The organism is Pedobacter sp. ok626 (assembly GCF_900100435.1).
Classification (GTDB): Bacteria; Bacteroidota; Bacteroidia; order Sphingobacteriales; family Sphingobacteriaceae; genus Pedobacter.
In genome coordinates this window covers 581,384-592,578 of sequence record NZ_FNEX01000001.1, presented here as the reverse complement: position 1 = coordinate 592,578, position 11,195 = coordinate 581,384, and the positions used below count along the sequence as shown (strand labels likewise).

Here is an 11,195-nt window from a genome sequence, read left to right as displayed (position 1 = left end):
CTTCGAGATTATCTATTCCAGTAATTGAGCTGATTGATGAGTCGTAAACGGTTAATATTGGTTTGTCTGAATAGATTTTGTGCCACCATGTAATTATTGATGGCAATTACAAAATCAGCAATCTTAACATTTCCAGTATGCAGCAGCTTACGATCAACATCAATAAGACCGCTGATAATTTTGATTTGATCCTTAATTTGTTGGTATAAACCATCAGTAGCAGCAATTTGCTGCCTAAGTAAATCGATTTGTTGCTTTTGCTGTGCACTGAAGTAAGTTCGATAGGCGGAGCTGGTTTGCAATTGCAAGTTAAGCCTATCGTACTGCATTTTTTTTTGATGTCCATCGTAAAGCGGAACAGAGACTGTAAAGCCTACACTCGTACCAAAATTTTTATATGGCTGAAGCATAAAAGAAGAGTTGTAACCTCCATTTACATACAGACTTGTTCTTGGTTTATAGCTAAAATCCACAGCCTGACGCGCATTTAAAGTTTTAAGACTATCAATTTGGAAACGTTTAATAAAGAAATTCCCTTGTTGCGGCCCATCTTCATCAATTGCAATTAAAGGCTCCATTAGTTTCACTGCACTTGTATCATTAATACCCGATAAGTAATTTAATACACCATAATCATTTTTAAACTGAAGTTCGGCCTGCTTCCATTGCAGCTGCTGTTGTTTTAGGCTAACCAGAAAAGCAAGATATTCGGTCTGCCGGTAAGTATTTGAGCGGGTAAGTTCTTTCAATAAAACCTCTTCCCTGGCCAAAAGGGCATAAACATCACTATTAAAATCAACCTGCTGCTGACTAGCATAGGCTGTGATGTACTGATCAGTTATGGCTTTTTTCAAATCCAATTCTGAGAGCTTTGAGACATAATGGATGGAGTCTCTCTGTAAAAGTATCTGCTGTAACTTGTTATCCTTCGAACCTTTACTGATCAGATTATAATTCAGACTGACCAATGCATCAAGTGTATGTTCATTACTCAATGCCACGTCATAGCCATAACCATTAATTATAGGTGCATATAAACCGGTAGAACTAGTGGTTACTTGTGGCAGATAGCCTGCTCTCCACCTTAGACTATCAATTTTATTCATCAGTAATTGGTTTTTATAATCGTTACTGAGCGGACTTGATGTCAACGCCTGATGAATGAAAAAATTCAGGTCTGCGGTTTCCTTTACCGAGCGCTGGGCATGGCTTCCTAAAGTAAAAAAGCTCAAGCATAAAACAATTACGAATCTTCTTTTTCTAAAATGTTCCATTAAAAGAGAGTCCAAAACTATGTTCCTGATATGATGGTACAACATTATAATTCATTGCCCCCTTGCCCAAAAGCAGTTTTTTCAATTTTGGATAAACAAAATAGGCAACCTTAGTGGATATAATACCGAAGCCTGCACCTGCTACAACATCACTAAACCAGTGTTTATTGTTATACATCCTAAGTGTCCCAGTAGCAGTGGCAACGGCGTACCCGGCAATACCATACCAAGGTGAAACATCTCTGTATTCTTGCCTTAAAAATTCTGCGGCTGCAAATGCATTGGCTGTATGACCTGAAGGAAATGAATTAAACCCGGCTCCATTCGGTCGTTCCCTATGAGTTGCCGACTTTAAAATGAGGACGGTACCACCTGTAATGGAAGAAGACAATAAATACAAACCGGTAGCATCCAACAAAGAATGCTGTCCTTTTATACCAACCAGGTTTAACCCATAAACAGCTACAGCGGGCGCAAATTGTAGATAATTATCCGCATGTGCTGCAAATAGAGGATGGTCCTCCTGTAATTCATCTTTAGTTGAATAATCCAGTCGCCGCACCACATTATTTCCCATCAGAGATACTAAACCATAACCTATAAATGACGCTGGAACAATAAAAGGCACAATACCAGGTTTATACTCCGTAGCAACAGGATTGTATTTATATCCCTTTGCTGTTTGTACCCTTAAAGTATCTTGCGCATTTCCAGTCTGTGCGATACAAAGACCGGGTAAACACAAACAAATTAGTACAATAAATAATTTTCGGTACACTGTACAATGACTAAAAGCGCGCATAACTATAAAGTTTAAGACTAAGTTATATCCCAATTGTGGAGAAAATCTGAAGCTTATCTTATATTTGGTCAGAATAACTGAATATTTGTATGACTGAACCTTTGGTTTTATACTCGTTAAGCCAGCGTATAGCTACCATCTCTATTAACCGTCCGGAAAAGCGCAATGCGTTAAACCCCGAACTCGTTGCTCAACTAACTGTTGCATTTGTTAAGGCTTCGGCGGATGACGAAGTTAAGGTGATTATCTTAAAGGCAAATGGTAGCACATTTAGTGCGGGTGCCGATTTGGCTTACCTACAGCAGCTTCAACAAAACACTTACGAAGAGAATCTTGCTGATTCAGAAAACCTAAAGAACTTATTTACCACCATTTATTATCTACCTAAAGTAGTGATTGCTCAGGTAGAAGGCCATGCTATTGCAGGTGGATGCGGCTTGGCAACGGTTTGCGACATTATATTTGCTGTACCCGAGGCCAGTTTTGGCTATACAGAAGTAAAGCTTGGCTTTGTGCCCGCAATTGTTTCCTGCTTTTTACTGCGTAAAACAAGCGAAACTATCGCCAAAAAGATATTATTTACTGGGGCTCTATTCTCCGCACAAGAGGCTTTAAACTACGGCCTGATCACTTTTGTAACAAACAAAGAGGATATCAGTCTTAATGTAAATAATTTTGCATTAAGTTTGTGTAATGAAGCTTCTGCCAATTCGTTAATGGTTACAAAGCAGCTCATCGGACAAACAACCAATCCTGAATTGGATAAAAGCTTGTCAGAAGCTGTGCGAATCAATGCCCGGGTAAGGGAAAGTGAAGATTTCAGAAAAGGGGTTGCTGCCTTCATCAGTAAAGAAAAAATTAACTGGTAAACTAAATTATTATTTAAAATATGTTTAAATCTATCAAAACTGGAGTTCTTGTAATCATTTTAATAGGAACTGCGATTATCGCTAAAGCTCAAAAGGCAATTGACGCAGGAACAATTACCTATGGAGTTGAATATCTTTTAACAGATGAACAGAAAAAAGCTGTAGATCCATCAGTGTTACCATCAGAAAGTAAAGTAGAGTTTAATGGAAACCTATCTAAAGTGCAGGTAGATATGGGTATGGCCATGTTAAAAATAATTAATGATGGAGCCATCAATAACGCGCTTGTTCTTGTAGATATTCCGATGATGCAAAAACAGTATGCAGCAAAAATGTCAAAATCAGAGATTGAGGAGCAATCAGGGTCCTTGAAATATAGCGATTTTAAAGCAACTGGCGAAAAGCAAACCATTGCAGGTTACAATGCCGAAAAATATACCTATAAAGATAATAACGGAGCCGATTATGAATTATGGGCTACAACAGAGATCAAACTGCCTGTAGGTGCCAATCCTCGCGGGTTTTCTGAATTAAAAGGTACAGCTATCAAATTCACCAATACACAAGATGGCTATAAAACAATGCTTACGCTAAAAAGTATAAAAGAAGGAAAAGTAGGTCCTTTCACTTTGGACATTCCAAAAGGCTACGAAGAAAAAACTATGGCTGAATTAAAAGCTATGAGGGGTGGCCGATAACCCTATAGTAAAATGTTAAAAAGTCTGTTTTTTTTTATCCGCTTCTTCTTATTCTGGCTGTTATTCTTTTTTATTGACCGCCTGATATTTATATTCATCAATCATCAAAAACTTGCTGCTGTTTCCTCCAAAGAAACAACAGCAACGTTTTATTATGCTTTACCTCTAGACTTATCCATGACGGCTTATTTTGCCGTCATTCCGCTTTTAAGTTATATCTATTGGCTTTTAAACGGCCGAAAAATAATAGAACTAAAATGGGTGTCGATTTACAACACCATCTTGATACTGATATGCAGCATCCTTTCTGTTGTTAATTTTAACATTTACAGGGAATGGGGTAGCAAGGTGAACTCAAAGGCGATTGGTTTTGCATTTTTGTCTCCTAAAGAAGCAATGACATCCAGTGCCTCCTCTCCTCTTGGCTTGTCCATATCTTTATTGATCCTGCTTGCGGCATTAGGACTTTTCCTTCAGCGTTATTTGGTATATAGGAAGCTAACCTTTACAGGTAGTCCGATTTGGGCTAGAATATTACTATGTGTAGCCTTGATGGGCGCAAATTTCCTATTGATCAGAGGTGGCGTGGGTGTATCTCCAATTACGCAAAGCAGAGCCTACTTCTCGGAAGTACAGGTATTAAATCATGCTTCAGTAAACACGGAGTGGAACCTGATATCAAGTATAATTTCCGCTAAAATGACCAAAAGCAATCCTTACCAGTATATGGATAGCAAACAGGCGGCAGCAGACATTAGAGCTTTGTATAGCCCCTTAAAGGACACTACAATCAACATACTCCAAACAAAACGCCCAAATATAGTAATGGTCATTATTGAAAGCTTTACGGCCGACTTGACCAAAACCCTGGGCAATGAAGATGGTATTACCCCACATTTTGATAGCCTCATTAACAAAGGTGTACTTTTTAGTCAGATCTATTCGCCTGGAAGTCGTACCGACAAAGGGTTAATTGCTACACTCGCAGGATTCCCTACCCTTGGAACAGGAAGTATTGTAAAATGGCCAGAGAAAATGCAAAAGATACCTGCTATTTCTCAGTCCTTATATAAAAATGGCTACAACACTTCATTTTACTACGGCGGAGAGTCAGAGTTTGACAATTACAAAGCTTTTATTTTAAGTCATAATTATCAAAAACTGATTGATATACACAATTTTGAAAGTACCGGTATGAGATCCAGGTGGGGAAAATTTGATGAGGTGGTATTTCAAAAACAGCTAAGTGATCTGAACAAGGCAAAACAACCCTTCTTTTCTACGACACTTACGTTAACCAATCACGAGCCATTCGACTTACCCGGAACTTCAAAATTTGGCAAGGCCGATAATATTGCCAACTTTAAAAGCACAGCTTATTACACAGATTCTTGCATCAATGCTTTCTTAACCGAGGCAAAAAAACAGCCATGGTATAAAAACACACTATTTGTATTTGTTGCAGACCACGGTCACGTGTATCCTAAAAACATATACGACATTTCTACACCGCAACGCTATCATATCCCTTTGCTATTTTATGGAGACGTAATTAAAGATGAATTTAAGGGGCGCAAATTCAACAATATCGGCAGTCAAACTGATATCGCGGCTACCCTACTGGCTCAACTAGATCTCCCTACTAAACAATTTGAATGGAGTAAAAACCTATTGAATCCCTACAGCAAACCTTTCGCATTTTTTACATGGGACAATGGAATGGGATTTATTGATAACCAACAATGTGTTACATTTGATAATGTAGGAAAAATGATCTTGTATAACAGCAATGAGAAAGATACTGCACAGACTCCAAAAACGCTTAATCATGCAAAAGCATACTTGCAAAATGTATATCGTCAATTTATAGAACTTTAATAAAATGAACTTCAGAAACATCATTTTTAACCTGGCATTAGTCGTACTGATTGGCTTTTATGGAAAAACTCAGGCCCAGAACAAACCTGAGCTTAAATGGACAAAAGATGGAAATGCTTACTATCAGATGATGGATGGTGAATTAGTTTCTATTTCCCTTCCCCAAAATGAACGTAAGACCATTGTAAGTCGTGATTTACTATATTCCAGCGGCACTAACCCTGGTAGAATAATTGATTTTGAACTTTCTGAAGACGGTACAAAAGTGCTGATCTATAGCAATAGCAAAAAAGTTTGGCGCTATGAAACCAGAGGTGATTATTTTGTTGCCGATTTAAAAGCTAATACGCTTACACAAGTAGGAAAAGACAAACCTGCTTCGTCTCTTATGTTTGCTAAATTCTCACCCGATGGCAATAAAGTTGCTTATGTAAGTAAACATAACCTTTACGTGGATGACTTGTTGGCTAAGACGACTAAAGCCTTAACAACCGATGGAACTGACAGAATGATCAACGGAACCTTTGACTGGGTATACGAAGAGGAATTTGATTGCAGGGATGGGTTTAGATGGAGTCCTGATGGACAATCTATCGCTTACTGGCAAATTGATGCGACCAAAATCAGAAACTTCCTAATGATCAACAATACGGATTCTATTTATGCTTTTACAGTTCCTGTTGAGTACCCCAAGGTTGGACAAGATCCTTCATCTTGCAAAGTAGGTATTGTTAATATTGCCACTGCGCAAACTAAATGGTTAAACGTGTCTGGTGACAAAGTCCAAAACTATATACCAAGAATGGATTGGATTCCTAATACCAATGAGGTTATTTTGCAGCAATTGAACAGGGAGCAAAATGTAAGCAAACTGTTTGTGGCCAATGCGGCTACTGGGGCTGCAAATAACATCTACACAGAAACAGACAAAGCCTGGATAGATGCAGCAAAAGACTGGCAGTGGGTAAATCAAGGAAAAGATTTTATCTGGATGAGCGAGAAAGACGGATGGCACCATGCTTATCTAATGAGCAAAGACGGAAAAAAACAAACCTTGATTACAAAAGGAGATTTTGACGTTATAGAAAACTCATTGGTTGATGAAAAGAACAACCTGTTGTATTATATGGCTTCTCCTTTAAATGCTACGCAGAAGTACTTATTTAAAACTAAGTTAAGCGGTGGTGGCAAGCCTGAGATGGTTACCCCTTCTATTTTACCGGGTACACATACTTACGAAATCTCGCCAAATGGGGTATTTGCACGCCATACTTATACAAGTGCATTGGTACCTCGTATTACGGAATGGATGAAACTAACAACTTTAAATCCCCTGACCATGGCTGGTAGTATTACCAATCAATTGGGCAGGACAAAAGCACCTGTAAACAAGGTGGAGTTTTTTAAAGTAAAAACAGAAGATGGGATTGAGCTGGATGGCTGGATGAAAAAACCAGACAATTTTGATCGGACCAAAAAATATCCAGTTGTATTTTATGTTTATGGAGAGCCGGCTGCGCAAACCGTTACTGACACTTATGGTGCCGGTCAAAACTGGCTTTATGCTGGAGATATGCCTAAAGATGGTTACGTTTATATTTCTATTGAAAACAGAGGTGCCCCTGCTCCTAAAGGACGTGAGTGGCGTAAGAGCATTTACAAAAACATAGGTACATTGAATATCCGCGATCAGGCAATGGCTGCTAAAAAGATCATAGAATGGCCATTTATTGACAAAAACCGCGTTGCAGTATGGGGATGGAGCGGTGGTGGTTCATCAACGCTAAACCTGATGTTCCAGTATCCTGAGATTTATAAAACCGGTATTGCCATTGCAGCAGTAGGTAATCAATTAACCTACGACAATATTTACCAGGAACGTTATATGGGTTCTCCATTGGTTACAAAAGAAGCTTATATAAAAGGTTCTCCAGTTACTTATGCTAAAAACCTGAAAGGAAATTTATTGTATATCCATGGAACGGGTGATGACAATGTTCATTATCAGAATGCTGAAATGTTGATTAATGAATTGATCAAAAACAGAAAAATGTTCCAGATGATGTCGTACCCAAACAGAACACATAGTATTAATGAAGGTGAAGGCACGTCAGAACATTTGTCGCTCACTTACACCAAATTCTTACAACAATACTGCCCTCCAGGGGGTAAATAATAGGAAAGCGGCATTTTCCCTTAGGAATAAATATAACGACAGCGCCCGGGCACATTACATGTCCGGGCGCTGTTGTTATATACTTTAATACTTATTTAAATACGGTTGAAAGCTTCTTTTCCAATTCTTCTCCGCGAAGATCTTTTGCGATGATCTTTCCATTGGCATCTACCAGGAAGTTCATTGGAATAGACCTGATGCCATACTCCTGAGCCAAATCACTTTTCCAGCCTTTTAAATCAGAGGCATGTAGCCAGGTCAATTTATCAGCGTCTATAGCTTTTAACCAATTGTCTTTTTTATCATCCAAAGAAATGCCCAAGATCTCAAATCCTTTATCATGATACTTCGAATAAGCCTTTACCAGATTTGGATTCTCTTTTCTACATGGGCCACACCAGGAAGCCCAAAAATCTACCAGCACCACTTTACCCTTCAAAGCTGATAATTTGATTGGTTTACCATCCTTATCAGGCAATGTAAAATCAGGTTTTACACCTATCCCTGTTTTTGCACCGATCTTTAAGGCATTACCAAGTTCTTTACCATAAATAGAATTTTTACTTACTGCAGTTAATAAAGCATAAGTGCTCTGCGCCTTTTCAGGATTCGGATAAGTCACAAAACGATCAGTGATAATATATGGGCTAATTGCCGAAGAAGGATGTCTTTTAACAAAATGCTCTACAGAATCGATTAGTCTTAAACTGAGTTTTTCAAATTCAGCATTTACAGCTGTCCGGTCTCCTTTTTCACCAATACTATCCAGGGCCTTATAAAGCTGTCCTGCACGACCAGATATTACGCCCCAGGTTTTCCCCCACTCTTTCCATACTTTTTGCTCCTTCGCTCCGGTTACTTTCACCTCATTCAGCTTGCTTAAAGTACCTTCAACTTTTATCTGTTCGTTGGGCTGTACTGCAATGCTCATAAATTGTTTACCTAGCCTTAAGCCATATATTAAGGTGCCGGGGGTAGTTCCCTTAAAACTGAAAACACCATTCTGTGCCACTACAGAGTCAGTTAGATCTTTACCAGAATAGCTTCTGCTTAGGTATACTTTTTGATCGCCCAGCCCTTCAATTTGACCATTTATCTGGTAGGGACCTGCTGTCTGCGCGCATACTGTACTCCATAATGCAAATGGGCTTAAAGCCGTTAGAAGTACTTTCGCAAGCAGGTTGTATTTCATTATTTTTAGTTTCATACTCGTAATTTTTATATAAAATTTTAGTTGATTAGTATTTATAAGCCAGATCTACGATCTTACCAAAGCCATTAAACACATTGGTATAAGAGCCCATACCACCTACGTTTGTGATCGTAAAGTAGTACAGTTTCCCCTCTGTTCCGTTCCAGGTCGCCACCAATAATCTGGCACTGGTACTTCCCGAAGTATACTTAGCATACTTTATGCTTGTCACCTGTTCTGCTGCCGGGAAAGTATATGTCTCCACAACTGTATTAGAACTGGTTTCGTACCTCGAAACCGAGTTAGCATTTCCATAGTAGATGTGAGGGGTGCTTGTTGAACCTGATGCAGCAGTGTAATTTAAAATGCCGGGAGCATTCATCAACTCCTTCTTAAGGGTGATGCGTGGTGCAGCATCGGTTTTCTCCGTTTTATACCTCAACAGGTAGGCTTGATTGTTATTATCTTTCATAATCGCATTAAACTCCTTCACCACATCTGCTGAATCCTGAAAGATCATGGTCATCCCTACATTGTTCATATCAAACTCTGTACTTGCCGCTGAAGGAAAGGCTTCCAATGAACCTGCAATTGGTGTAGGGCTATATCCCCTTACAGAATAAAACCGTTTTGCTGTATTGTCATAAACAATGGCTGGGTAGCTATTACCACCCGTTGCAAAAGGCGCCAGATTGTAATTCGTATTTCCTTCTGGAGTAAGCGCTACATCACCCCATTTTTTTATACCCGGAAATCCACCAATCAGGTTCGAGTGCATTTTGCCATTATTGATTACAACTCCCAATCCACCTGACCTATTTGCACTGTTAGTGCTTGGACTCGTCCAGGTCATCACTTGCGGTTTGATAATAGCAGGCGCACTAAAAAACTCAAATGCATAGTCAAACTTCTTCACCATAGTGAGGTAGTTGTATTCCTGGCTTCCATTATCAGCCAAAATATACAAACGTTTTCCAGAAGCGGAAATGTCATCAGTAATTGCAAAAGGTGTCAACTCCAGTTTTTTAGGGCCAATCAATGGGGTTGTGTTCCGATCCGAATAAATCCCATGCTCCACTGAATTATCAGTAAATACAAACGATAGGTCACCTTTCCCAGCTTTGTCTTCTAACACTAACCAACCTGTACCATATTTATTACCGATGAGGATGTTATAGTTTAGGAATGACTTCAAACCGGTAGATTTATCCTTTACGGTTAAGCGCAGCAGGTAGTGCTGACCAAGTGTAAATGGATCACCATTTATTAAATATTTCAGTTCATATTCCTTAGAAAGGATTGCTTCCGGGACTACATAGGAACTGGTTGTAGAGTTATCATAAACACTCCACTCAAACTCAAGTTGATCCATTTTATCACTTAAGGACTGAGATAATGTTGGTTTAAGATTCAATATCTGTCCCTGGAAAGCGTTGAGGGTATTTAAAGTTTTAGGATCAGAAAGAGCTACCTTATTCAATTCGGTTAAGGCCAGTGTACTTTTATCTTTATGACAGCTACTCAGGAACACCATACCTGTTAGCAATAAAATGCCGGAGATCTTTTTATTTATTGTTTTCATCTGTTGATCTTTAAATAACATTAATTAGGGAACACTACGACCTGGCCAAACTCATCAATCATGTCACCATGTGCCTGATTGTACTCTAGCAAAGCGTTTTTAGCCCTTTGCGACATGAAACGGGTGTCAGCAGGGTAAGGATAAGCGTTCCAATCTGTCCTTCCAGTAACTTGCAACAAAAACAAAAATTTCACTTTAGAATAAGTACCAAAATATGCACTCCATGCAGCATCCCATATTGTTGGTTTCGATAAAATATCGGAAATGGTAATCTTATAATTTAGCTGATCTGAAAAGCCCAAATTAAAATCGGCATTTTTCTTCAGTTCCAATTCTACTCTAACCACACTATCCTTTAAACCAGGTTTGCGATAAACATACACAGGAACGGAGGTGCTAAATTCATTTGCTTTGATCACAACCTTACCAATTTTATAATGATAACCTTCTTTTGCAGTCGCTCCCGGCTTTGGGACAAAAGTTACCTCACGGTCGGTTGTTGCAGCAGTACCTATAATCCTCAACGGAATATTTATAGTATCACTTACTACACTCACCGGAGATGTAGCAAAAGTATATGCAGTACTATCTACACTAGCCTCCACATAAACAGATGTCATCTCACTAAACATCAATTGCTTATCCTTACTGCAAGAAGCCAATATTACTAGTGCAGCGAAAAGGATTAAGCCTTTATATATTAATAGTTTCATAATTCTTTAAT

Annotated in this window: 9 protein-coding genes; 4 read left to right on the top strand and 5 right to left on the bottom strand. The window is 38.8% G+C overall.

Annotated elements, in window-relative coordinates:
- Positions 1–8: 8 nt before the first annotated feature.
- Positions 9–1,274 carry a TolC family protein gene (locus BLS35_RS02065; RefSeq protein WP_165973181.1) on the bottom strand — a complete coding sequence of 422 codons (1,266 nt, stop codon included), beginning with the start codon at positions 1,272–1,274 and terminating at the stop codon, positions 9–11.
- Positions 1,261–2,076, bottom strand: a complete 816-nt coding sequence (locus BLS35_RS02060) for a phosphatase PAP2 family protein (protein ID WP_090777263.1) — start codon at positions 2,074–2,076, stop codon at positions 1,261–1,263. Before BLS35_RS02060 ends, BLS35_RS02065 begins: the two co-directional genes overlap by 14 nt.
- Positions 2,077–2,165: 89 nt before the next feature.
- Between BLS35_RS02060 and BLS35_RS02055 the strand changes: the two genes are divergently transcribed.
- The 4 genes from BLS35_RS02055 to BLS35_RS02040 are packed head-to-tail and all read left to right on the top strand — an operon-like array spanning position 2,166 to position 7,697.
- On the top strand, positions 2,166–2,945 hold the full coding sequence (locus tag BLS35_RS02055) for an enoyl-CoA hydratase/isomerase family protein (protein WP_090777261.1): 780 nt from the start codon (positions 2,166–2,168) through the stop codon (positions 2,943–2,945).
- 20 nt (positions 2,946–2,965) lie between these two features.
- Complete coding sequence (locus BLS35_RS02050; RefSeq protein ID WP_090777259.1) at positions 2,966–3,643, top strand: hypothetical protein; 678 nt, start codon at positions 2,966–2,968, stop codon at positions 3,641–3,643.
- A 12-nt stretch (positions 3,644–3,655) separates the two neighbouring features.
- Positions 3,656–5,521 (top strand): LTA synthase family protein, encoded by a 1,866-nt coding sequence (locus BLS35_RS02045; protein ID WP_090777257.1) that lies wholly within the window; start codon positions 3,656–3,658, stop codon positions 5,519–5,521.
- Between the two features lie 4 nt (positions 5,522–5,525).
- On the top strand, positions 5,526–7,697 hold the full coding sequence (locus BLS35_RS02040; RefSeq protein WP_090777255.1) for a S9 family peptidase: 2,172 nt from the start codon (positions 5,526–5,528) through the stop codon (positions 7,695–7,697).
- A 91-nt stretch (positions 7,698–7,788) separates the two neighbouring features.
- Here the strand turns inward: BLS35_RS02040 and BLS35_RS02035 are convergent, their stop codons facing one another.
- The 3 genes from BLS35_RS02035 to BLS35_RS02025 are packed head-to-tail and all read right to left on the bottom strand — an operon-like array spanning position 7,789 to position 11,184.
- Entirely contained in the window at positions 7,789–8,904 is a 1,116-nt protein-coding gene (locus tag BLS35_RS02035) for a TlpA disulfide reductase family protein (RefSeq protein ID WP_090777253.1), read from the bottom strand.
- A 31-nt stretch (positions 8,905–8,935) separates the two neighbouring features.
- Positions 8,936–10,471 carry a PKD-like family lipoprotein gene (locus tag BLS35_RS02030; RefSeq protein WP_165973182.1) on the bottom strand — a complete coding sequence of 512 codons (1,536 nt, stop codon included), beginning with the start codon at positions 10,469–10,471 and terminating at the stop codon, positions 8,936–8,938.
- Between the two features lie 20 nt (positions 10,472–10,491).
- Complete coding sequence (locus BLS35_RS02025; RefSeq protein ID WP_090777250.1) at positions 10,492–11,184, bottom strand: DUF4843 domain-containing protein; 693 nt, start codon at positions 11,182–11,184, stop codon at positions 10,492–10,494.
- Positions 11,185–11,195: the final 11 nt, after the last annotated feature.